The following is a 21,942-nucleotide window of genomic DNA, read 5'->3' as shown; positions in this document are numbered from 1 at the left end:
TGCCGGCCGCCCGACGTCCACATCGTGGGTGCATTTCCGGGGGACGGCCATGGAGACCCACAGGACCCAGCTCCTCGTGTCGCGCGGGTGGATCCAGGCGCTGATCCTCGTGTTCGTGGTGGGGTTCGGGATCCTGGGGATCCTCGCGGTCCGCTCCTACACCGCGTCCCCGCCCATCCCGGAGCGCGCGCTCGCTCCCGACGGGCGGGTCCTCTTCACCCGCGCGGACGTGCTCGAGGGGCAGCAACTGTTCCTGCGGCGCGGGCTCATGGAGTACGGCTCGGTGTTCGGCCACGGCGGCTACCTCGGCCCGGACTTCACCGCGGACTACCTCCGCCGGTCCGCGCGGATCGTCGCGCGCCGGAACGGGGAGCCCGAGGACGAGGGCGGCCCGCGCACCTGGGAGGAGCTTCGGGTGAACCGGTACGACCCGACCACCGGGACGCTCCGCCTCACGGCGGGGCAGGCCGCGGCGTTCCCCGAGCTGGAGCGCGCCTACGGCGAGCTGTTCGCCCAGCCGAGCAGCAGGACCGGCCTCGCGCGGGACCTGCTCCCCACCCCCGTCGAGCGCCGCCAGCTCACGGCGTTCTTCGGCTGGACCGCCTGGGCCGCGTCGGCCCGGCGCCCGGGCGCGGACTACTCGTACACGAACGACTGGCCTCCCGAGCCCCTCGTCCGGAACCGCCCCACCGGGCCGATGATCGTGTGGAGCGTGCTCTCGCTCGTGGCGCTCCTCGGCGGCACCGGCCTCCTGTTCGCGGCGTTCGGCCGCTGGCGCTTCCTCGGATGGAAGGGGCGCGAGGCGCAGACCCTCGCCTTCCGCCCGCCCGGCGAGGTCTCGCTCACCCCGTCCCAGCGCGTCACCGCCTGGTTCTTCCTGGTGATGACGCTCCTCTTCCTCGCGCAGACGCTCGTGGGCGGCGCGACGCAGCACTACCGCGCGGAGCTCTCGAACTTCTTCGGGATCGACCTCGCCGCGCTGCTGCCCTTCAACCTCGTGCGCACCTGGCACGTGCAGCTCGCGATCCTGTGGGTCTCGACCTCGTTCCTGGCCGCGGGGATCTTCCTCGCGCCGATGATCGCCGGCAGGGAGCCGCGCAACCAGCACCTCCTCGCGCTGGCGCTCCTCGCGGCCCTCGCCGTCGTGGTCGTCGGGAGCACCGTGGGCGAGCTGGCGGGCATTCACGGCTGGACCCGGAGCGCGTGGCTCGGCAACCAGGGGTTCGAGTACCTCGACCTCGGCCGCCTCTGGCAGGTCCTGCTCGTGCTCGGCCTGTTCGCCTGGGTCGCCCTGCTCTACCGGACGCTGCGCCCGCGCCTCGCGCGGGAGCACCTCGGCAACATGCCGTGGCTGTTCTTCTACGCCGCCCTCGCGATCCCGGCGTTCTACGCGGTCGGCCTGCTCGCGAGTCCGCGCGGCCACTTCACCGTCACCGACTTCTGGCGGTTCTGGGTGGTTCACCTGTGGGTCGAGGACTTCCTCGAGCTCTTCACGACCGTCATGGTCGCGTACCTGTTCGTGCTGCTCGGCGTCGTCGCGGAGCGGGTGGCGCTCCGGCTCGTCTACCTCGAGGCGATCCTCTACTCGATCGGCGGCGTGGTCGGGACGATGCACCACGTGTACTTCTCGGGGGAGCCGGCGGAGCACATGGCGCTCGGCGCGTTCTTCTCGGCCGCCGAGGTGATCCCCCTCACCTTCCTCACGGTGGAGGCGTGGAGCTTCCTCACCCTCGGGCAGGCGCAGCACCTCGGCGCGCGCCGCTTCCCGCACCGCTGGGCGGTCATGTTCCTCGGGGCGGTCGGCTTCTGGAACTTCGTCGGCGCGGGGGTGTTCGGGTTCCTCATCAACCTGCCGATCGTCTCCTACTACCAGATCGGCACCGCCCTCACCGCGAACCACGGCCACGCGGCGATGATGGGGGTCTACGGCATGCTCGCGGTCGGGCTGGCGCTCTTCGCGATCCGCTACCTCGTCCCCGCAGACCGGTGGTCGGATCGCCTCGCCGCGGTGAGCTTCTGGTCGCTGAACGTCGGCCTCGCCTGGATGGTCTTCGCGACGCTGTTCCCGATCGGCGTCCTGCAGCTCTACCGATCCGTCACGGTGGGCTACTTCGAGGCCCGCCAGCTCGAGTTCCTCGCCGGCCGGCCGCTGTCGTGGTTCGAGTGGGCGCGGTTGCCCGGCGACGCCCTGTTCATCGTCGGCGGCGTGCTGCCGCTCCTCGTCCTCTGCTGGCGCGCCGTCCGCGCGGCGGCGCAGCCCGCCCCCGCCCCGGCCCCGCGCGCGGAGGCGGCGAGCCCGCTCTTCACCGAGGTCACCGGCCCCGGCGGCGAGCCCGCCGCGGCGCCCGCCGCGCGAGAGGAGTAGCGGCGAGCCTCCGGCGGCTCGCCTGCCCCTCCTACTTCTTCTCCTCGTCCTCCTCGCCGGAGCCGAGGAGCGCGGAAAGGCTGGGCCCCCCGCGCGCGGCGCCGAGCTTCCGCACGGCGTCGAGGTGGTGGAGGAGCAGCCCGCGGTTGTCGCCGACGCTCAGGTTCTGGAGCTCGAGCGCGCCGATCCGGTCCTCCGGCGTGAAGGCCGGCTCCGCCACGCGCTCCATCGAGAGCTTCTCGGGGGCGTAGCTCATGTACTCGGCCTTGGTGGCGAGGATCGTCCAGTCGTCGCCGCGGCGCAGCTCGACCGTGACGGATCCGGTGACCGCCGGGGCGATCCAGCGCGTCAGCCCGTCCCGGAGCATCATCGCCTCGGGGTCGAACCACTTCCCCTCGTAGAGCAGCCGGCCGAGGCGCCGGCCGAGGGTGAAGTACAGGTCGAGCGTGTTCTCGTTGTGGATGGCCGAGAGGAGCCGCTCGTAGGAGAGGTGCAGGAGCGCCATGCCCGGCGCCTCGTAGATCCCGCGGCTCTTCGCGTCGATGACCCGGTTCTCGATCTGGTCGCTCATCCCGAGGCCGTGGCGCCCGCCGACGCGGTTGGCCTCGAGGAAGAGCTCGTAGGGCGAGCCGAAGCGCGTGCCGTTCAGCTCGACCGGCATGCCCTGCTCCCAGACGATCGTGACCTCCTCGGTCTTGACCGGCACCTCGGGGCGCCAGTGCGCGACGCCCATGATCGGCTCCACGATCCGCATGTTCGAGTCGAGCCGCTCGAGGTCCTTCGCCTCGTGCGTCGCGCCGAGCACGTTCGCGTCGGTCGAGTACGCCTTCTCCTTGCCCATCTTGTAGGGCAGCTTCCGGCGCTCGAGGTACTCGCTCATCTCCTTGCGGCCGCCGAAGGCGGTCACGAAGGCCTGGTCGAGCCAGGGCTTGTAGATGCGCAGCTGGGGGTCGACGAGGATGCCGTAGCGGTAGAACCGCTGGATGTCGTTCCCCTTGTGCGTGGAGCCGTCGCCGAAGACGTGGACGTCGTCCTCGCGCATGGCGCGGACGATGGCGGTGGTCGTCACGGCGCGCCCGAGCGGGGTGGTGTTGAAGTACTTCTTGCTGCCCGACGAGAGGTGGAACGCGCCGCACTGGATCGCGGCGATCCCCTCGCGCACCATCGCGTCGCGGCAGTCCACCAGCCGCGCCGCCACGGCGCCGTGCTGGCGCGCGATCGGCGGGATGTCCGCCGGGTTGGACTCGTCCGGCTGCGCCAGGTCGGCGGTGTACGCGTGAACGGACATCCCCTGCTCGGACATCCAGGCGACGGCGCAGCGGGTGTCGAGGCCGCCGCTGAACGCGATGCCGATGGCGGTGCCCTTCGGGGGGAGCGACTTGTAGATCCGGCTCATGGTCCGGCGACGTAGCAGAAAACGCGGCCGCATTCCAGCGTGCGGTTGTCCCGAGGCGCGGCGCTCCCTCGCTCGCCCGGCGCGTCCGGGGCCGCGGGACCCGCACGGCCTGGCCCGGCGGCCTCGCGCCCCGCGTGCGGCCGCCGCCGCGCTCGGCCGGGTCGGCCGGGAGGCCACCGACGGCGAGGGATGCTACTCGTAGGGCATGCACGGCACCCCGGCCCTCCTGCTCGCGCTCACGGTGGTGCTCTGCGTGGCCGCGATCACGACGGTGCTGTTCCAGCGCCTGCGCCAGCCGGTCGTCCTCGGGTACATCCTCGCCGGGCTCATCGTCGGCCCGCACGTCCCGGTCCCGCTCGTCGCGGATCAGCGCACCATCCAGACCCTCTCCGAACTCGGCGTCATCCTCCTCATGTTCGCCCTCGGGCTGGAGTTCAACCTCCGCAAGCTCGTGCGCGTCGGCCCGACCGCGGGGCTCACGGCCCTCATCCAGGCGAGCATCATGGTCTGGCTGGGCTTCGTGGCCGGCCGGGCCTTCGGGTGGACCACGCTCGAGAGCGTGTTCGCCGGCGCCATCGTCTCGATCTCGAGCACCACCATCGTCGCGAAGGCGTTCGACGAGCTGCGGGTGAAGGGGGCGCTCCGGGACCTCGTGGTCGGCATCCTCCTCTCGCAGGATCTGCTCGCGATCCTCTTCATGGCCATCCTCACCGCCGTGGCCACGGGGGCGAGCCTCTCCGCGGGCCGGCTCGGGACCACCCTCGGGCAGCTCGGCGCCTTCCTCGTCGCGCTCCTCGTGGTCGGGATGCTCGTCGTCCCGCGCGCGATCCGGTACGTGAGCCGGCGCGGCTCCCCCGAGACGCTCCTCGTCGCGAGCCTCGGCCTCTGCTTCGGGATCGCGTACCTCGCCGTGGCGGCGGGCTACTCGGTCGCGCTCGGGGCGTTCATCGCCGGCTCCCTCGTCGCCGAGTCGGGCGAAGCCCACGCCATCGAGGGGCTGGTGCGGCCGGTGCGGGACCTCTTCGCCGCGATCTTCTTCGTGTCCGTCGGCATGCTCATCGACCCCGCCCTGGTGGCGCGCCACTGGGGGGCGACCCTCGCCCTCGTCGCGCTGGTGATGGTGGGCAACTCCGCCGCCGTCGCGGTCGGCGCGTTCCTCACCGGACACGGCGTCCGGACGTCGGTGAAGGCGGGGATGAGCCTGGCGCAGATCGGCGAGTTCTCGTTCATCCTGGCGGCGCTCGGGACCTCCCTCGGCGCGACGCGCGACTTCCTGTATGCGGTCGCGGTGGCGGTCTCCGCGTTCACCACCCTCACCACGCCCTGGCTCATCGGCGGCTCGGAGCGCGTGGCGGCCTGGATCGACCGCAAGCTGCCGCGCCGGCTCCAGACGGTGGTCGCCCTGTACGGGAGCTGGGTGGAGCAGGTCCGGGCCTCCCCGCGGCGCGGCACCGTCGGAGGACGCGTCCGGCGGATCGTCCGCGCCCTCGCCGTGGACTCGGCCGGGGTCGCGGCGATCGTGATCGGCGCGTCGGTCGCGAGCGCGCCCGCGTCGCGGTGGATCGCCGCGACGGTCGGCCTCGCGCCGGGGGCCTCGCGCGTCGCCCTCTGGAGCGTCGCGGCGCTCCTCGCGGTGCCGTTCTGCGTGGGGCTCCTCCGGAACGCGCGCGGGCTCGGGCTCGCCCTCGCCGCGGGGGCGCTGCCCGAGGCGGCGGCCGGCCGACCGGACCTCGCCGCCGCCCCGCGCCGCGCCCTGGTCGCCACCGTCCAGCTCGGCGCGACGGTGCTCGTCCTCGTCCCGATCGTCGCCCTCACCCAGCCGTTCCTCCCGGGGGCGCCGGGCGCGGCCGTCCTCGCCGCCGCCATCGTGGTGCTCGGGATCGCGTTCTGGCGCAGCGCCGCCAACCTTCAGGGGCACGTCCGCGCCGGCGCCCAGGTGATCGTCGAGGCGCTCGCGAAGCAGGGCGCGGCGGGGGCCGCCGGCCCGGGCGAGGACGCGCTCGGGCCGTTCCGGGCGATGTTCCCCGGGCTCGGCGAGCCGGTGGTGGTGCGCCTCTCCGCCGACAGCCCCGCCGTCGGTCGGAGCCTGTCCGAGCTGGGCCTCCGCGGCCGGAGCGGGGCGTCCGTGATCGCGATCTCGCGCGGCGGCGCGTCGGTCATGGTGCCCACCGCGAGCGAGCGGCTCCGCGCCGGCGACCTCCTCGCGCTCGCCGGCACGCACGAGGCGATCGCCGCGGCGCGCGAGCTGCTCGGGGCGAGCACCGTCGGGGGCGCGCCAGGCGCCGCCGCGAGCGCGTGACGCCACGACGGGGGGCCGACCGCCCGCTCCCCGAGCCGCCCCCGCGCAGGCTCCCAGGGTGCCCCGCCGGCGGAGCGGGACCACCTTGGCGGTGATGGCCGCCTCGACCGACCGTTGGGCCTCCCTCGCCGCCCAGCTCCGCGCGGACTCCATCCGCGCCACGACAGCCGCGGGCTCCGGACACCCGACCTCCAGCCTCTCCGCCGCGGACCTCATGGCCGTGCTGCTCGCGGATCACCTCCACGCCGACTGGAAGGACGCGCGGAGCCCCGACAACGACCGGCTCGTCTTCTCGAAGGGGCACGCGGCGCCGCTCCTGTACGCCATGTTCAAGGCCGCGGGCGTGATCTCGGACGCGGAGCTCCTCACGCTGCGCAAGCTCGGGAGCCGGCTCGAGGGGCACTCGACGCCCGCGCTCCCGCCCGTGGAGATCGCCACCGGCTCCCTCGGGCAGGGCCTGCCGACGGCGGTCGGCGTCGCGCTGGCGGCGCGCCTCCTCGGACGGGAGCTCCGCTGCTGGGTGCTCCTCGGCGACAGCGAGATGGCGGAGGGGAGCGTCTACGAGGCCTTCGAGCTCGGGAGCCACTACGGCCTCCGGACGATCGTCGGGATCCTCGACATGAACCGCCTCGGCCAGCGCGGCCCCACCATGCTCCAGTGGGACGGCGAGGCCTACGCCGCGCGCGCCCGGGCCTTCGGCTGGCGCGCGCTCGTCGTGGACGGCCACGATCGCCCGGCGATCGACCGCGCGTACACCGAGGCGGAGGGCTCCGACCGTCCGGTGCTGATCGTCGCCCGCACGCGGAAGGGGGCCGGCGTCTCGTTCGTCGAGGACCGGGAGGGGTGGCACGGCAAGGCGCTCTCGCCGGACGAGGCCGCGAGGGCGCTCGCGGAGCTCGGGGACCCCCCCGGCGATCTCGTCGTGTCGCCGGTGGCGCCGCGCCCGTCCCCGCCGCTCCGCGCGCCGCGCCGCGGGCCCTTCGAACCGCCGCGCTACGAGCTCGGCGCCCAGGTCGCCACGCGCGCGGCGTTCGGCGACGCGCTCCGCGCCCTCGGCGCCGCGCGGGACGACGTGGTGGCCCTGGACGGCGAGGTGGGCAACTCCACGTACACGGACCGGTTCGCGAAGGCCCACCCGGAGCGCTTCTTCGAGATGTACATCGCCGAGCAGCAGATGGTGTCGGCGGCGGTGGGGATGCAGGTCCTCGGGCTGGTCCCGTTCGCCGCCACGTTCGGGGCCTTCTTTACCCGCGCGCACGACCAGGTCCGGATGGCGACGATCTCGGGGGCGAGGCTGTGCCTCGTCGGCTCTCACGCGGGCGTCTCCATCGGCGAGGACGGCCCCTCGCAGATGGGGCTCGAGGACCTCGCGATGATGCGCGCCGTGGCGGAGAGCACGGTCCTCTACCCGTCCTGCGCCACGACCGCGGCGGACCTCACGCGCCAGCTCGCGGACCGCGGCGGCGTCGCGTACCTGCGGACCACCCGCGAGAAGACGCCCGTGCTGTACGGCCCGGAGGAGCGGTTCCCCATCGGCGGCAGCAAGGTCCTCCGCCGGTCGGGCGCCGACGTCGCGGCCGTCCTCGCCGCGGGGATCACCCTGCACGAGGCGCTCCGGGCGCACGACCTGCTCCGGGCGAGCGGCGTCGCGGTGCGGGTGGTGGACCTCTACTCGGTGAAGCCCGTGGACGCCGCGACGGTCGAGGCGTGCGCGCGCGAGTGCGGCGGGCGGCTCGTCGTCGTCGAGGACCACTGGCCGGAGGGCGGGCTCGCCGACGCGGTGTGCGAGGTGTTCGCCGGCCGGCCCGCGCCGGCGATCACGCGCCTCGGCGTGCGGGGCATGCCGCACTCGGGCACGTCGCAGCAGCTCCTCGACGCGGCCGGCATCGGGGCGGACGCCATCGTCGAGGCGGTGAAGCGGATCGCGCGGCCGGGATGAGGCGCTCCCTCGTCCGGCTCGAACGTCTTCGCGACGGGATGCCCGGTCGCGTGGAGGTGGCGCGGCCCGTTACCGCGGAGGTACGATCATCGCTGCGTCCGCGCGCGCTCGACGCGAGGGCGTGACGGAGGACGACCCCGCTCGAGCCGAGCGCCCCATGACGCCTCGCTCCTCTCCCGAGATCCGCGCGCTGCTCCGCAGCCTGCTCGACGCGGCGATCGCCTCGGCGGCGCCGGAGCGGTGCGTCCCCCCGCACCTCCCCCCGACGCCGCGGGGTCGCCTCGTCGTCGTGGGCGCCGGGAAGGCCTCGGCGGCGATGGCCCGGGCGGTCGAGGACCACTGGGAGGGGCCGCTCGAGGGGCTCGTCGTGACGCGCTACGGATACGCCGTCCCGTGCCGGCGGGTCGAGATCGTGGAGGCGGCCCACCCGGTCCCCGACGCGGCCGGGCTCGAGGCGGCCCGCCGGATCCTCGAGAAGGTGTCCGGCCTCGGCCCGGACGATCTGGTGCTGGGCCTGATCTCCGGGGGCGGGTCGGCGCTCCTGCCGAGCCCCGCGCCCGGCCTCACGCTGGAGGACGAGCAGCGCGTGTCCGCGGCGCTGCTCCGGAGCGGCGCGACCATCTCGGAGACGAACTGCGTCCGGCGCCACCTCTCGGCGATCAAGGGCGGCCGGCTCGCCGCCGCGTGCCACCCCGCCCGCGTGCTGTCGCTCCTCGTCTCGGACGTCCCGGGCGACGACCCGGTGGACATCGCCTCCGGCCCGACGGTGCCCGACCCGACCACCTGCGCGGACGCGCTCGCGGTGCTGGAGCGCCACCGCGTCGCGACGCCGGACCGGGTCCGCGCCCTGCTCGAGAGCGGGGCGGGCGAGACCGTCAAGCCCGGCGACCCGCGGCTCGCCGGCGCCGAGGCGCGGCTCGTGGCGACGCCCCAGCGCGCGCTCGAGGCGGCCGCCGCGGAGGCGCGCGCGGCCGGGATCCCGGCCCACGTCCTCGGCGACGCCATCGAGGGGGAGGCGCGGGACGTCGGCGCGGTCCTCGCCGCGGTGGCGCGGCAGGTGGCCGATCGCGGCCAGCCGTTCCGGCCGCCGTGCGTGCTGCTCTCCGGCGGGGAGACCACCGTGACCGTCCGCGGCCACGGCCGCGGCGGGCGCAACGTCGAGTTCCTGCTCGCGCTCGGCCTCGCGCTGCGCGGTCACCCCGCGATCCACGCCATCGCCGCCGACACCGACGGCGTGGACGGCCAGGAGGAGATCGCCGGGGCCCTCCTCGGGCCCGACACCCTCGAGCGGGCCCGGGCCCTCGGCCTCCGGCCGCGCGAGCGGCTCGACGACAACGACGCCCACGGCTTCTTCTCCGCGCTCGGCGACTCCGTGGTGACCGGCCCGACGCGCACCAACGTGAACGACTTCCGGGCGATCCTGATCGACGCGCCCGCGCCGCCGCCCGCCGGAGGCTGACGGACCGCTCCGGCGTCCGCCGGGAGCACGGTCACGCCGCGACTTCGCCCGCTCACTCTGGGTCCTCGTCCGCCGCCGCGGCGAGCGCCGGCACGCGGGCCGGCACCTCGAGGTTCCACACGATCCAGATCGCGCTCGCGGCGGCGAGCGCGCCCGAGCAGGCGAAGACGATGTTCACGCCGACGACATCCGCCAGGTAGCCGCCCACCAGGATCGAGACGATGGTCGGCGGCGTGAAGATCGACGTGCTCGCCCCGTACACCCTCCCCCGGACGTCCGCCCTCGTGGACCTGTCGCGGAGGGAGTGGATCCCGACGACGGTCACGTAGAAGACGCAGAACGACGCGAACGCGACCGCCAGCGCGACCTGGTAGTCGGCGACAAGGCCGAGCGCGCCGAAGGACGCGTAGTGCAGCACCAGCCCCGCCATGATGAGGCGCTTCTCGTCGAAGATCCTCGCGACGAACGGCCCGATCACGCTCCCGACCAGGCTCCCGAGGGCGACGGCGGTCATGAAGACGCCGTACTCCGCCTCGGACCGGCCGAGGTGGTGCGTGACGTAGACGACGAAGAGCGACAGCTGCATCCCGAGGAAGAGCCGCCAGCACACGCCGATCGCCCCGAGGCGCCGGATGCTGCCGCTCTGCGCGATGTAGCGGAGCCCCTCTTTCAGCGAGGAGGCGGTCGCGCGCGGCCTCGCGACCCCGCGCCCGGCGACGGCGTCGTTTGCCTCGCAACGCTCGACGCAAGCGGGTGGCGCCTCGAGCGCCAGGCTCGACGCGGCGCAGAGGACGTACCCTCCGCTCGCGACCAGCATGAGCACCTGCTCGTCCAGCCGGCGCATGACGAGCCCCGCCAGCGCCGGCGCCCCGATCCGCGCCGCGTTCAGGATGGCGAGGATCACCGAGTTGCCCCACGGGTAGTCGCCGGCGGGCATGATCACGGCCATCAGCGCCGTGCGGGTCGTGTTGATGAACATGATGAAGATCGTGGCTACGAACCAGAGGACGCAGATCGCGGTCACGTGCTCCGCGACCCCGAGCGCGAAGGCCAGGACCCCGACCAGCCCGGCGTTGACGGCGAGGATCCACCGTCCGTCGTACCAGTCCACCAGCACGCCGTAGACGGCCGAGAACATCTTCGGGAGGAACGTGATCGCGGTGAACACCCCCACCGAGAACGCCCGGTGGGTGAGGTCGTAGACGTGCACCGTCAGGATCAGGAAGACGAACTCGTACCCGAAGGCGGACAGCGCCAGCATCAAGCAGAAGGCGACGACGTTGCGCAGGGTGCTGCTACGGCCGGCCCTGGCGCGGCTCGTCGGTGATCCCGTGGTCGTCGTGCCCATGTCGTCGTTCCCGCGTCATGTGTCGCCGCTTCGCCCGGATGCTGGCGCGCTCCGTCCGCATGGCACAAGGACGGCGATCGGACCTATTCGGCTACGCAGCGCGATGCCCGTCGCGACCGTTCGTGAATGCTGAGACCGCGGAGCGCGATGGCTCGATCCGCGCGATCACCCTCGTTGCGCCACGCGGCGCGACGCGGCATGCTCCATGCCCGATGCGACGTCGCGTGGTGATCGTCGCCTTCGACGCCTGCGAGACCCTCGACGTGGTGGGTCCGCTCGACGTCTTCGCGACAGCCGGCGAGATGCTCGAGCAGCGAGGCGCGCGCGATCCCGGATACGAGCCGATCGTGGCGGGCGCGACGAGCGGAGCCCTGCGCACGGAGAGCGGGCTGTGCATCCTCCCGGAGGTCGCGCTGGCACGTGCGTCGGCCCGCGCCCCGATCGACACGCTCATCCTGGCCGGCGGCGTCGGAGCGCGACGCGCGGCGCAGGACCGAGCGATCTTGCGAACCGTCGTGCGCGCGACGAGCCGCGCCCGGCGCGTCGCGGCCGTGTGCACGGGCGCGTTCGTGCTGGCCGCGGCCGGCCTCCTCGACGGGAGGCGGGCGACGACGCACTGGGCGTTCTGCGACGAGCTCGCCGCGACGCATCCCGGCGTACGCGTCGAGCGCGACCCCATCTACGTGCGCGACGGCAGGTTCTGGACGTCGGCGGGTGTCACCGCGGGCATCGACCTCGCCCTGGCCCTCGTCGAGGAGGATCTCGGCCGCGAGGTGGCGCTCGCCGTCGCGCGGTGGCTCGTGGTCTTCGTCCGCCGCGCCGGCGGGCAGTCGCAGTTCAGCGCCCAGCTCGCGTCCCAGCTCGCCGCGCGCGCGCCGATCCGCGATCTCCAGGCCTGGATCGTCGAGCACCCCGACGCCGCGCTGGACGTCCCCGCGCTCGCGCGCCGCGCCGGGATGAGCGTGCGCCACTTCAGCCGCGTCTTCCGCGCCGAGGTGGGCGTCTCGCCCGCAGCGTTCGTGGAGCGCGTCCGCGTGGAGACCGCCCGCCGGTTGCTGGAGATGACGACGGACGGCGTCGAGCAGGTCGCCGACGCCGCCGGCTTCGGCACGGCCGAGGTGCTCCGCCGCGCCTTCGCCCGCCGGATCGGCCTCAGCCCGCGCGAGTACCGGGCGCGCTTCGGGTCCGGGCGGAGCTGATCGGGGCTCCCGGCCGGTGTCGCCTCACCGGCTCGCTCGCCCCGTGGGCGCCGAGCCCCGGAGCTGCCGCACGAAACCGAGGCGGTCGACGATCTGCCAGTGGCCGGCGACCTGGCCGTCCTTCAGCTCGTACATCGTCTGCCCGGCGAAGGTGAGACGCTCGCCCGTCGCAGGGAGCTCCCGCAGGTCTCCAGCGTGGGTTCCCTCGGCGCTCCACCGCACCGCGACGCGATCCCCGGCCACGACGAGCTCGTGCGTCGTGAACACCAGGTCCGGGAACGCGGTCCGGGAGTACGCGACGCGCTCCTCGTAGGTCTCGCGGTCGAGGGTCTGCCCGTCCCAGGGATCGCCGGGATCGGAGTGAATCGCGTAGCGCGGAGCGATCAGCCTGCCGATGGCCCGGTAGTCGCCCTGGCTCCAGACGAGTCGGTAGAGCTCCGCGACGACCGCCTCGCCCGCAGGGGCTTCGAGCGGCTCCTCGTCCGCGCGCGCCGCCTCGCGCGCCCCGTGAAGCGCGTGCTCCCGGACGTCCTTCGGCCAGCGCTCGACCAGGGCCTCGAAGCGCTTCGTGTCGCCGCCGAAGAGCGCGCGACAGGCCTCCTCGTAGTTGGGGCGATCCCCCGCCATGGCGGAGAGGAACCGGCTCAGCGCGGTGCGAATCCGCCGTGCTCGCTCCTTCCCGGGGTGCGTCGTGCTCGCCCGTTCGACGAGGCGTCGAAGGGACCCCGAGATCCCGTTGGGCTGCTCCGCGAGCCACTCCCAGTGACGAGGCAGGAGCGACACCTCCCGGCTCGTGACCCCGAGCCGCGGCCGTCCCGGCCCGCGCCGGGATCGCTGCGCTTCGCGCTCGAGCACGTCGTCGAGCGAGCCGCGCAGATCGAAGTCCACCTGCCGCCCGGTCTCGACCTCGAACACCAGCACCAGCTCCGAGCGATCCCGGTCGAACCGTCGCTTCAGGACGGGCAAGACGTCACGGAGCGAGCCGGAGGCGATTCGACGGGCGCCGGCGAACACCAGGTAGGTCGCGTCGTTCTCCATGGGAGACGCGTTATACCCGGGCATAATTCGAAAATCAATATTCGCCGGGTAATAAGAGGAGACCCTCGCTCCGGCCTCCCGGGCCACGACCCGGCGAGCCGGCCACGGGGACAGGGCCGCCGCCGCGCTTCGACCGCCCTCACGACGCCGCCGGCGGCGCGCCCGCCTTCGCCCCCGCCAGCGTGGCGGGCCGCTCGACCAGCGCGACGGGCAGCACCTCCTCCGCGGAGTCCACGAGGACGATCCGCAGGCCGCGCCGGGCCTCCTCGGGGATGTCCTGCACGTCCTCCTCGTTCCGGCGCGGCAGGATGACGGTCTTCACCCCGGCGCCGAACGCGGCGAGCGCCTTCTCCTTGATCCCGCCCACGGGGAGGACCTTGCCGCGGAGCGTGATCTCGCCGGTCATCGCCACGTCGTGGCGGACCGGCACGCCGAGGGCGGCGGAGGCGATCGCGGTCATCAGCGCGACGCCGGCGGAGGGGCCGTCCTTCGGGATCGCGCCCGCGGGGACGTGCACGTGGACGGTGCGCCGCTCGAACGCCCCGGAATCGACGCCGAGCCGCTCGGCGTTGGAGCGGACGTAGGTGAGCGCCGCCATCGCCGACTCGCGCATCACGTCGCCGAGCATGCCGGTGAGGACGAGCTCGGGGCGGCCGCGCATGATGGCCGCCTCGATGAAGAGGACGTCGCCGCCCGCCGGCGTCCAGGCGAGGCCGGTGGCGATCCCGGGGCGGTCGATCCGCTCCGCCGTCTCGGGGTGGACGCGCGGCCGCCCGAGCAGCTCCGGGAGCGCCTCGGCGCCCACCCGGATCGGCGTCGCGCCGCCCTCCCCGATCCGCCGCGCCGCCTTGCGGGCCACCGCCGAGATCGCGCGCTCCAGGCCGCGCACGCCGGCCTCGCGCGTGTACTCGCGGGCGATGCGCCGCAGCGCCGCGTCGTCGATCTCGAGCTCGCCCTCGCGCAGACCGGTGGCGCGGAGCTGCTTCGGCAGGAGGTGCCGCCGCGCGATCTGGAGCTTCTCGCTCTCGGTGTAGCCCGAGAGCGCCACCACCTCCATGCGGTCGAGGAGCGGCGGCGCGATGGTCTCGACGGTGTTGCCCGTGCAGATGAAGAGCACCTTCGAGAGGTCGAAGGGCATGCCGAGGTAGGCGTCGGTGAACGACTGGTTCTGCGCCGGGTCGAGCACCTCGAGCAGCGCCGCCGCCGGGTCGCCCTGGAAGCTCGCCGAGAGCTTGTCGATCTCGTCGAGCATCATCACCGGATCCGCCACCTCGGCGCGGCGCATGGCCTGGATGACGCGGCCCGGGATCGCCCCGATGTACGTGCGCCGGTGGCCGCGGATCTCCGCCTCGTCGTGCACCCCGCCGAGGCTGAGGCGCACGAAGCGCCGCCCCATCGCGCGCGCGATCGACTGGCCGATGGAGGTCTTGCCGACGCCCGGCGGCCCCACGAGGCAGAGGATCGGCTCGCGCCGGCTCTCCTCGTCCGTCCCGAGCGGCGGGAGCGGGGCGGGGGTCGCGGCGCCGTCCCCGCCGGGCGACGCGGGCGCCTCGAGCGCCGGCCCGCCGGCCGGCCCCATCCAGGGCGCGGGCGGGGCGGGCGCGGCGGCGCGCTCGGCCCGCAGCTTCCGGACGGCGAGGTGATCGAGGAGCCGCTCCTTCACCTCGTCGATGTCGTAGTGATCGGCGTCGAGGACGGCCCGGGCCTCCACGAGGTCGATGGCCCCGCCCGTCGTCCGTCCCCACGGCAGCGCGAGCACCCAGTCCAGCCAGGTCCGGATCATCCCGTACTCGGGCGACGCCGGCGTCATCCGCTCGAGGCGGGACAGCTCGCGCTCCACCTCGCGACGCGCCTCGGCCGGGAGGGTCGTCTTCTCGAGCCGCTCGCGGAACGCGCGCGCCTCCTCCGCCTCGGGCGCCTCCTCGCCGAGCTCGCGCTGGATGGTCCGGAGCTGCTCGCGCAGGATCGCCTCGCGCTGCGCGCGGGTGAGCTCGCGCCGCGTCTCGTCGGCGATGCGCGCCTGGGTCTCGCCGACCGCGATCTCCTGCTGCATCAGCTCCACGACCTTGCGCAGCAGCCCCGCGGTGTCCCCGATCTCGAGCAGATCCTGCCGCGCCGGCAGCGGGAACGGGAGCGTCGTGCCGACGAGGTAGGCGACGGCCCGGGGATCCGCGAGCGCGTCCACGCTCCCGACGAGCTCGTCCGGGAGCCCGGCCAGCGCCGCCGCGCGGTGGAAGAGGTCGCGCACCGTGCGCACGAGCGCCTCGGTCTCGGTGCCGGGCGTCTCGAGCCAGGCGAGGCGCTCGACGCGGCCGATGAGGTAGGGGTCGGTCCGGGCGAAATTCGCCACGCGGATCCGCTCGATCCCCTGGATCACCACGCGGTAGGTGCCATCGGGCGCGCGCGCGAGCTGCTGCACGAGCGCGGCGCAGCCGATCTCGTACACGTCCCTGGGCCCCGCCTCGGGCGGCGCCTTCTCGTCGCGCACCGTGAGCGCCGCGAAGATGCGGTGCGTCCGCATCACGTCCTCGAGCGCGCGGACCGATCGCTCCTGCCCGATCGCCAGCGGGTGGAAGGTCAGCGGGTAGACCACCCGGCCCCGCACCGGGATGGCCGGGAGGAGGTCCGGGATCTCCGGCGCGCCGCCGGGCGCCTGCGATCCGGGGTCGGGGGTCATGGCGAGAGCCGCCGCGGGAGCTTGGGGAGCAGCACGGTGAGCAGCCCGCGGTCGTAGCCCGCCCGCACCGCGTCCCGATCGACCTCGTCGGGCAGCGCGAGCTCGACGCGGAACGGGCCGTAGCGCAGCTCCGCGAGGTGCACGCGCTCGCCCGGCACCACCCCGGGCCACGGCCGCGTCCCCTGGATGACGACGGAGTCCTCGTAGACGGCGATCTCGAGCTCCTCCTCCGCCAGCCCGGCGAGCTCGGCGCGGAGGGTCCACGCGTCGGCGCTCTCGAGCACGTCGCACGGCGGGCGCCACAGCGGCGCCGCCACCGGCACCGCCGTGGAGAGCGCGGACCACGCCGCGGAGAACGTGGAGGCGCCGAGCGTGCCGACCGCGCGGCCGTACCGGATCCGCAGGTGGGTGAAGCGCATCCCACGTAGAGTAGGCGCCTCGCGCCGCGGCGACGCGGGACCGGGAGGGTGACCGGCCCAACGACTCGTCGCGTCCCCGCTCGCGTCGCGGCGCCTCGACGCACCCTCCCTGCGCGGGGCAGCGGCGATCCGAGCGAGGCGCCGCACACCGCCCCGCTCGGGGATCGCGACGTCTCTCGGCGGGCGACACCTCGACCGACGGCGAGACGCACCCGGAGTGATTACCTGACGGGGCACAGGGGGTCTCCGCCCGTGTATCCGGCGGCGATCCGCGGCACGCTCCCGACCGTCGCGCTTCACCATCGCCCTGCGGGCAACCGGCGCGCGGCGGAAGGCTTCCGGCGCGATGCCCGCGACACGGGTGACTCCGCGGGAACCCCGTCCGCGGAGCAGGGCTCCCACGTTCGGCGGGCCGCCGCCGACCGGCCGCGTGACGACACATCTCGAGACGAGGCGGAGGTGCGCGTGTCCATGGAGCCGGGGCGAGGCGTGCCGGGGTGGGTCCTCGCGCTCGGCGCGCTCTCGACCGCGCTGCTCGCCCTCCCCGCCGCCGGACAGGACGCACCGCCGCCCCGGGTGGTGCCCTGGCAGGAGCCGTCGCCCTTCGCGCGGCCGTTCCTGCAGCTCCCGTTCGACGATCCGGTGCCGCTCCGGGCGGGGCGGACCGAGATCGGCCTGCGCACGCTGTACTCGAACAGCTTGATGCGCGGGCGCTCCCCGGCGCTCTCGGTGGACGTCTCGATCGAGGAGGCCGCGCCCGCGCTGTTCGTGCGGCGCGGGTTCGAGCCCGGTTTCGAGCTGCAGCTCGCCGTCCCCGGCGTCGTGGACTACGCCGGGTTCCTGTGGCGGCCCATCAAGGCCGTCGAGTCGGTCTTCGCCTCGGTGAACGTGCTCCGCACGGGTCCGCCGCCCGGGGAGGCGCGCTTCCGCGTCGTCCGCTCCGACGGCCGGGGGGTCGATTGGACGGGAACCGAGGGCGGCCCGGGTGACGTGTGGGCCGCCGTGAAGGCGCCGATCGCCGGGGGACGCGGCGGGACGGCGCTCTCGTGGCGAGCGGCCGTGAAGATCCCCACGGCGGACGTCCCCTTCGGCAGCGGCGGGGTCGAGCTCGGCGCCGGGCTCCTCGGCGCCTGGGACCTCGGCGACACCAGGCTGCGCGTCACCGGCGATCTCATGGTCCCGCTGCGCGGGACGTACACGAGCGCGCGCATCTCGACCCGGCCCCACGCGGCGCTCCAGCTCGGCGCCGCGCACCGCTTCACCTCGTGGCTCTCGGCGCAGCTCCAGGGGAGCGTCCACACCTCGGCGCTCCGCGGCACGGGGCTCGACCAGATCGACGGCTCGACCTGGTACGTGCTCGCCGGCGTGTCCGCGGCGCCCTCGCGCCGGACCTCCCTCACCTTCGCGCTCGTGGAGAACGTCTTCCAGCCGTCGCGCGGCGCGGACATCACGGCGGTGCTCGAGATGGCCTGGCGGCGCTAGACGAGGGTTCGCGATCCGCGAACGCCTTCGGTGGGGCCCCTCCCGCTGACCGTTCTCGAATCGTGATCGGCCGTTTGGTTTCGCCGCTCGTCCGGGAGGCGGGAGACCGCTCCGGACGAGGCTCGCACGGCCGGGCGCTTCGGCGTGCGCCCTCCCGCTCGGTCCCCCCCTCGGGCGCCCGGCGCGCCCGTCCCGACCAAGCGTTGTCGCCGACCCCGGCCCTCGCGAGATTGAGATCGAGAGAGAGGAGACGGCGATGGAGATGCTCGGTTCGTTGCTCCAGGAGGTCGGGAAGGACCGGTTCGAGGACTTCGCGCGGCGGTGGGAGCAGGGCGCTCCCTGGGACACGCTGCAGGACGACGAGACGATCTCGCTGTACGACCGGATCGTGGACGAGATCGGGCCGGCCGCGTTCGAGGAGGCGGCGCTCGCCAGCCTCGACCGGCTCAGCTCGCAGGAGCGCCGCGCCCTCGTGAGCGAGATGCAGGCCAACGGGCGGCGCCAGGATCTGAACTACCCCGGCGTGCACGAGGAGGGGCTCGACGCGCCCCGGAAGCTGGCCGGCCTCCTCTCTCGCATGCACGGCGAGCGGCGCGGGATGATCCGCCAGTTCCTCGCGGCGAGCGAGTCCACGCCGGAGACGGGCGGGATCCTGTCGAGCCCCACCGCCCGCGCGACGCTCGCGGGGATCGCCGTGATGGCGGTTCGCCAGGCCGGCCGGAGCGGCCTCGCGTCCCGCAGGTCGTAGCGCGAGGAGCCGCCGGCGCGCCCCGCCCGGGCGCCGCGGCACGAGCGCCGAGGAAGCGCGCCCGCCGTCCATGCGGGTGCGGGCGGTGCTCGCACCCAACCAGCCGGCCGTAGGATCGCTGCGCGGCGTTACCCTCGCGCCGCTCGTCCGCCCTCCGGAGGCGTCATGAGGGGCTTCAGGCAGTTCCTGCTGCGCGGCAACGTGGTGGACATGGCGGTGGGCGTGGTGATCGGCGCGAGCTTCGGAGCCGTGGTCTCCGCGCTCGTGAAGGACCTGCTCACGCCCCTCATCGCGGCGATCGTCGGGAAGCCGGACTTCTCCGCGCTCGTGTTCGAGCTCAACGGCAGCCGCTTCCTCTACGGGGACTTCGTCAACGCCGTCCTCTCGTTCGTCCTGATCGCCGCGGCCGTCTACTTCTTCATCGTGCTGCCCGTGAACGCGCTCGTCGCCCGGTCGCACCGTGAGCCGCCGCCCGATCCCACGACGCGGAAGTGCCCCGAGTGCCTGAGCGAGATCCCCGTCGGCGCGCGGCGGTGCGCCCACTGCACCGCCGCGGTCGGGCCGGCCGCCACCCCGATCTAGCCATCGAGACGACTCGCTCGGGGCGCCCCTGCGCGCGCCCCGGCATCCCGAGCGGCGAGGAGATAGGAACGGAGCAGGGCCGGCGCGCCGGAGGTCGCCCGCGCCGCAGGAGCGCAAGGCTCGCGCTCGCCGGCCAGGGGGGCGCCGTGATCGAGCCGAGGCACATCCGAAAGGTCGTGAAGGGCCGGCCCACCGTCGAGGGCGCCGGCGTCCGCCTGCACCGCGCCATCGGCTTCGGCTCCCCGCAGCTCTACGATCCCTTCCTCCTCCTCGACGACTTCAGCTCGAGCGTGCCGTCGGACTACGTGAAGGGGTTCCCGTGGCACCCGCACCGGGGGATGGAGACCATCACCTACGTGCTGCGCGGCGAGGTCGAGCACGGCGACAGCCTCGGCAACCGCGGGGTGATCGCCTCGGGCGACGTCCAGTGGATGACCGCCGGCAGCGGCATCGTCCACCAGGAGATGCCGCGGGGCGACGCGCAGGGCGCGCTGCAGGGGTTCCAGCTCTGGGCCAACCTGCCGGCCGCGCGAAAGATGATGGACCCGCGCTACCGCGGCGTCGCGAGCGGCCACATCCCCGAGGTGACCGACGACCGGAGCGGCGCGCGGATCAGGATCGTCGCCGGCCGGGTCGGCGCCGTGACCGGGCCGGTGCGGGACGTGGTGACGGGTCCCGAGTACCTCGACGTGACGGTCCCGCCGGCCGCCTCCTTCAACCACCGCACCGCCCGCGGCCACACCGTGTTCGCGTACGTCTTCGAGGGCCGGGGCGTGTTCTGCCAGCAGAAGGACCCGTACGGCTACGACGAGGAGGGCGCCAACTACTTCGACATGGAGCGCGACCGGCTCATCGGGCCGCGCCACCTCGTGCTGTTCGGCGACGGCGACTCGGTGAACGTCACGACGGAGGAGGCGCCGGTGCGGTTCCTCCTCGTCTCCGGCGAGCCCATCCGCGAGCCGGTCGCCTGGTACGGCCCCATCGTGATGAACACGCAGGAGGAGCTGCGGACCGCGTTCGACGAGCTCGAGCGCGGGACGTTCGTCAAGGTCCGCGGCCGCTGAGGCGCGGAACGGGAGGGAACGTGGCCACCGTCCAGTCGAACCTCACGAAGGCCCAGCTCGACGCGCTCCGCGGCCGCCTCGAGGCGGAGCGCGCCCGGCTCACCCGCGTGGTGCGGGACACCGCCGAGCTGCCCGCGCCGCCCCGCGACGAGCCCGCGGAGCTCGAGGAGTCGGCCCAGCGCGCGGCGGACGCGGACCAGGAGCTCGGGGTGAGCGAGCGGGAGCGCGCCCTGCTCGCCGAGATCGAGCGGGCGCTCGGCAAGCTCGACGCCGGGACCTACGGCATCGGCGAGACGACCGGCGACCCGATCCCGTACGAGCGCCTGGCCGCGGTCCCCTGGGCCCGCGACGCCGCCGACGCGGAGTGATGGCGCCACCCGCTCGCGCCGGGCGCGCGCGACGCGCGCCCCGTCGCGCCGCGCACGCTCACCCCCGGCCGGCGGCGCCCCCCCGGAGCACGAGCTGCTCGGCGGGCGAGAACGCGGTCTTGCGGATCAGGGTGGTGCTGACGAGGCAGCTCAGGGCGGACGACGAGAGGATCGTCGCGAGGACCACGAACTGGTAGATCGCCGCGGCGAGCGGCGGCGCGCCGGTGAGCACCATCCCGGCCATGAGCCCGGGGATCCAGACGATCCCGAGGGAGCGCAGGCTGTCGATGGCGGGGATGAGGCTCGCCTCGTAGGACGACCGGACGAAGCGCGCCACGGTCTCCTCCGGGGCGGCGCCGAGGGCGAGCGCGGTCTCGATCTCGGCGACGTGCGCCTGGACCTCGCCGCGGAAGCGATCCAGGGCGAGGCCGTTGGCGTTCATCGCGTTGGCGACGAGCATGCTGCCCACCGGGACGAGGGTCCCGAGGTCGGTGGCGATCACGCCGGCGAGGGTCATGAGCGCGATCACCCCGCCGGAGCCGACGACGACGCCGGCGAGCGAGGCGCGGAACGCGCCGGGGATCCGCCCCGCCCGCCGCATGGAGGTCGCGGCGGCGGCGGCCATCATCGCCGCGAGGAGCGGGACGCTCGTCCACCGCGGGCCGCGCATCAGCGCGGCGAGGACCGAGCCCACCAGGGCGATCTGGACGAGCCCCCGGACCAGCGCGACGGCCGCGTCCGCCTCCACGTGGATGCGCCGCCGCCGCGCGAGGAGCACCACGGCGAACGCCAGCGCCGCGGCGACCCCGGCCTGGGCGAGCCCCAGGAGCGTGGGATCCTCAATCCATCCCTTCAGCACGCAGCACCTCCTCGAGCGGTCCGACGCGCCTCACCCTCCCCGCCTCGACCACCATCACCCGGCGCGCGAGGCGCGCCGCCTGGGCGAGGTCGTGGGTGACCACCACGCAGGTCAGGCCGCGGGCCCGCACCACCTCGGTGACGAGGGCCTCGATCCCGCGCTTGGAGGCGTCGTCGAGCGCGGACGTCGGCTCGTCCAGCAGGAGCACCTCGGGCCGGTTCGCGAGCGCCCGCGCCACCGACACGCGCTGCGCCTCGCCCCCGGAGAGGTGGTCCACGGCGCGATCGGCGAAGGACGGCAGCCCCACCAGCGCGAGGAGCCGGGCGACGTCGGCGTCCGGGAGCCGCTCCCCGCGCTGCGCCGGGCCGAACCGGACGTTCTCCGCCACCGTCCCCGGGAACAGCACCGGCGCCTGCATCACCATCCCGACCCGGCGCCGCAGCTCGCGCGGGGGGAGCGCGCGGTAGTCCCGGCCCCCGAGGTAGACGGTCCCGCCCGTCGGCTCGTCCAGCCGATCGAGCAGGCGCAGGAACGACGACTTCCCCGAGCCGCTCGGGCCCACCACCGCGAGCACGTCGCCCGCGGCCACCTCGACGGAGATCCCGTCCACGATGGCGCGGCCGGCGACGACCCGCGTCAGCCGCTCGGCGCGGAGGAGGGCGGTGCCTGGCGCGTCCATGGCGGCGCAGCCTATCCGCGC

General features: G+C 74.4%; 17 protein-coding genes. 10 read left to right on the top strand and 7 right to left on the bottom strand.

Going from position 1 to position 21,942, the window contains the following annotated elements; all coding sequences use genetic code 11:
• Positions 1 to 49: 49 nt before the first annotated feature.
• Positions 50 to 2,365, top strand: a complete 2,316-nt coding sequence (locus MNZ27_RS08660) for a nitric-oxide reductase large subunit (RefSeq protein WP_242393648.1) — start codon at positions 50 to 52, stop codon at positions 2,363 to 2,365.
• A 31-nt stretch (positions 2,366 to 2,396) separates the two neighbouring features.
• On the opposite strand, the gene argG is transcribed toward MNZ27_RS08660, so the two are convergent.
• Complete coding sequence (gene argG / locus MNZ27_RS08655) at positions 2,397 to 3,761, bottom strand: argininosuccinate synthase (RefSeq protein ID WP_242393647.1); 1,365 nt, start codon at positions 3,759 to 3,761, stop codon at positions 2,397 to 2,399.
• 205 nt (positions 3,762 to 3,966) lie between these two features.
• Here argG and MNZ27_RS08650 point away from each other — a divergent pair, with 205 nt between their 5' ends.
• From MNZ27_RS08650 to MNZ27_RS08640, 3 genes are all read left to right on the top strand, one after another.
• Positions 3,967 to 6,060 carry a cation:proton antiporter gene (locus MNZ27_RS08650; protein ID WP_242393646.1) on the top strand — a complete coding sequence of 698 codons (2,094 nt, stop codon included), beginning with the start codon at positions 3,967 to 3,969 and terminating at the stop codon, positions 6,058 to 6,060.
• A 94-nt stretch (positions 6,061 to 6,154) separates the two neighbouring features.
• Positions 6,155 to 7,999, top strand: a complete 1,845-nt coding sequence (locus MNZ27_RS08645) for a transketolase (RefSeq protein WP_242393645.1) — start codon at positions 6,155 to 6,157, stop codon at positions 7,997 to 7,999.
• A gap of 157 nt (positions 8,000 to 8,156) precedes the next feature.
• Complete coding sequence (locus MNZ27_RS08640) at positions 8,157 to 9,458, top strand: glycerate kinase type-2 family protein (protein ID WP_242393644.1); 1,302 nt, start codon at positions 8,157 to 8,159, stop codon at positions 9,456 to 9,458.
• Between the two features lie 52 nt (positions 9,459 to 9,510).
• Here MNZ27_RS08640 and MNZ27_RS08635 read toward each other — a convergent pair whose 3' ends face one another.
• Positions 9,511 to 10,806, bottom strand: a complete 1,296-nt coding sequence (locus MNZ27_RS08635; protein WP_242393643.1) for an MFS transporter — start codon at positions 10,804 to 10,806, stop codon at positions 9,511 to 9,513.
• 212 nt (positions 10,807 to 11,018) lie between these two features.
• On the opposite strand from MNZ27_RS08635, the gene MNZ27_RS08630 reads away from it, so the two are divergent.
• A complete protein-coding gene (locus MNZ27_RS08630; protein ID WP_242393642.1) occupies positions 11,019 to 12,005 on the top strand; it encodes a GlxA family transcriptional regulator in 987 nt (328 codons plus the stop codon).
• Between the two features lie 24 nt (positions 12,006 to 12,029).
• Here the strand turns inward: MNZ27_RS08630 and MNZ27_RS08625 are convergent, their stop codons facing one another.
• From MNZ27_RS08625 to MNZ27_RS08615, 3 genes are all read right to left on the bottom strand, one after another.
• Positions 12,030 to 13,043 carry a DUF2239 family protein gene (locus tag MNZ27_RS08625; protein ID WP_242393641.1) on the bottom strand — a complete coding sequence of 338 codons (1,014 nt, stop codon included), beginning with the start codon at positions 13,041 to 13,043 and terminating at the stop codon, positions 12,030 to 12,032.
• A gap of 139 nt (positions 13,044 to 13,182) precedes the next feature.
• Positions 13,183 to 15,720 (bottom strand): endopeptidase La, encoded by a 2,538-nt coding sequence (lon, locus tag MNZ27_RS08620; RefSeq protein WP_242393640.1) that lies wholly within the window; start codon positions 15,718 to 15,720, stop codon positions 13,183 to 13,185.
• Complete coding sequence (locus tag MNZ27_RS08615) at positions 15,717 to 16,139, bottom strand: Hsp20/alpha crystallin family protein (protein WP_242393639.1); 423 nt, start codon at positions 16,137 to 16,139, stop codon at positions 15,717 to 15,719. The genes lon and MNZ27_RS08615 overlap by 4 nt, the downstream gene beginning before the upstream one ends.
• A 471-nt stretch (positions 16,140 to 16,610) precedes the next feature.
• Between MNZ27_RS08615 and MNZ27_RS08610 the strand changes: the two genes are divergently transcribed.
• From MNZ27_RS08610 to MNZ27_RS08590, 5 genes are all read left to right on the top strand, one after another.
• Positions 16,611 to 17,621, top strand: coding sequence for a DUF3187 family protein (locus MNZ27_RS08610; RefSeq protein ID WP_242393638.1), 1,011 nt, complete (start codon positions 16,611 to 16,613; stop codon positions 17,619 to 17,621).
• 256 nt (positions 17,622 to 17,877) lie between these two features.
• The gene (locus tag MNZ27_RS08605) at positions 17,878 to 18,369 is read left to right on the top strand and encodes a hypothetical protein (RefSeq protein WP_242393637.1); all 492 of its coding nucleotides are present in this window, start codon (positions 17,878 to 17,880) and stop codon (positions 18,367 to 18,369) included.
• 165 nt (positions 18,370 to 18,534) lie between these two features.
• Positions 18,535 to 18,951, top strand: a complete 417-nt coding sequence (gene mscL, locus MNZ27_RS08600) for a large conductance mechanosensitive channel protein MscL (RefSeq protein ID WP_242393636.1) — start codon at positions 18,535 to 18,537, stop codon at positions 18,949 to 18,951.
• Between the two features lie 146 nt (positions 18,952 to 19,097).
• Positions 19,098 to 20,015 (top strand): pirin family protein, encoded by a 918-nt coding sequence (locus MNZ27_RS08595; protein WP_242393634.1) that lies wholly within the window; start codon positions 19,098 to 19,100, stop codon positions 20,013 to 20,015.
• 20 nt (positions 20,016 to 20,035) lie between these two features.
• Complete coding sequence (locus tag MNZ27_RS08590) at positions 20,036 to 20,383, top strand: TraR/DksA family transcriptional regulator (RefSeq protein ID WP_242393633.1); 348 nt, start codon at positions 20,036 to 20,038, stop codon at positions 20,381 to 20,383.
• Positions 20,384 to 20,441: 58 nt separating this feature from the next.
• Here the strand turns inward: MNZ27_RS08590 and MNZ27_RS08585 are convergent, their stop codons facing one another.
• On the bottom strand, positions 20,442 to 21,242 hold the full coding sequence (locus MNZ27_RS08585; RefSeq protein WP_242393632.1) for an ABC transporter permease: 801 nt from the start codon (positions 21,240 to 21,242) through the stop codon (positions 20,442 to 20,444).
• Positions 21,223 to 21,921 (bottom strand): ABC transporter ATP-binding protein, encoded by a 699-nt coding sequence (locus MNZ27_RS08580; protein ID WP_242393631.1) that lies wholly within the window; start codon positions 21,919 to 21,921, stop codon positions 21,223 to 21,225. The genes MNZ27_RS08585 and MNZ27_RS08580 overlap by 20 nt, the downstream gene beginning before the upstream one ends.
• Positions 21,922 to 21,942 lie beyond the last annotated feature (21 nt).

Origin of the sequence: Anaeromyxobacter oryzisoli (assembly GCF_022690765.1) — a bacterium.
Classification (GTDB): Bacteria; Myxococcota; Myxococcia; order Myxococcales; family Anaeromyxobacteraceae; genus Anaeromyxobacter; species Anaeromyxobacter oryzisoli.
The sequence above is the reverse complement of the archived record's forward strand: the minus strand, read 5'-3'. Positions and strand labels throughout refer to the sequence as shown.

Excerpts from the sequence above, each read along its gene's own strand:
- lon (WP_242393640.1), bottom strand. The coding sequence starts at position 15,720 with ATGACCCCCGACCCCGGATCGCAGGCGCCCGGCGGCGCGCCGGAGATC.
- MNZ27_RS08660 (WP_242393648.1), top strand. The coding sequence starts at position 50 with ATGGAGACCCACAGGACCCAGCTCCTCGTGTCGCGCGGGTGGATCCAG.
- MNZ27_RS08635 (WP_242393643.1), bottom strand. The coding sequence starts at position 10,806 with ATGGGCACGACGACCACGGGATCACCGACGAGCCGCGCCAGGGCCGGC.
- MNZ27_RS08610 (WP_242393638.1), top strand. The coding sequence starts at position 16,611 with ATGGAGCCGGGGCGAGGCGTGCCGGGGTGGGTCCTCGCGCTCGGCGCG.
- MNZ27_RS08640 (WP_242393644.1), top strand. The coding sequence starts at position 8,157 with ATGACGCCTCGCTCCTCTCCCGAGATCCGCGCGCTGCTCCGCAGCCTG.
- MNZ27_RS08650 (WP_242393646.1), top strand. The coding sequence starts at position 3,967 with ATGCACGGCACCCCGGCCCTCCTGCTCGCGCTCACGGTGGTGCTCTGC.
- mscL (WP_242393636.1), top strand. The coding sequence starts at position 18,535 with ATGAGGGGCTTCAGGCAGTTCCTGCTGCGCGGCAACGTGGTGGACATG.
- MNZ27_RS08605 (WP_242393637.1), top strand. The coding sequence starts at position 17,878 with ATGGAGATGCTCGGTTCGTTGCTCCAGGAGGTCGGGAAGGACCGGTTC.
- MNZ27_RS08625 (WP_242393641.1), bottom strand. The coding sequence starts at position 13,043 with ATGGAGAACGACGCGACCTACCTGGTGTTCGCCGGCGCCCGTCGAATC.
- MNZ27_RS08615 (WP_242393639.1), bottom strand. The coding sequence starts at position 16,139 with ATGCGCTTCACCCACCTGCGGATCCGGTACGGCCGCGCGGTCGGCACG.
- MNZ27_RS08645 (WP_242393645.1), top strand. The coding sequence starts at position 6,155 with ATGGCCGCCTCGACCGACCGTTGGGCCTCCCTCGCCGCCCAGCTCCGC.
- argG (WP_242393647.1), bottom strand. The coding sequence starts at position 3,761 with ATGAGCCGGATCTACAAGTCGCTCCCCCCGAAGGGCACCGCCATCGGC.
- MNZ27_RS08630 (WP_242393642.1), top strand. The coding sequence starts at position 11,019 with ATGCGACGTCGCGTGGTGATCGTCGCCTTCGACGCCTGCGAGACCCTC.
- MNZ27_RS08580 (WP_242393631.1), bottom strand. The coding sequence starts at position 21,921 with ATGGACGCGCCAGGCACCGCCCTCCTCCGCGCCGAGCGGCTGACGCGG.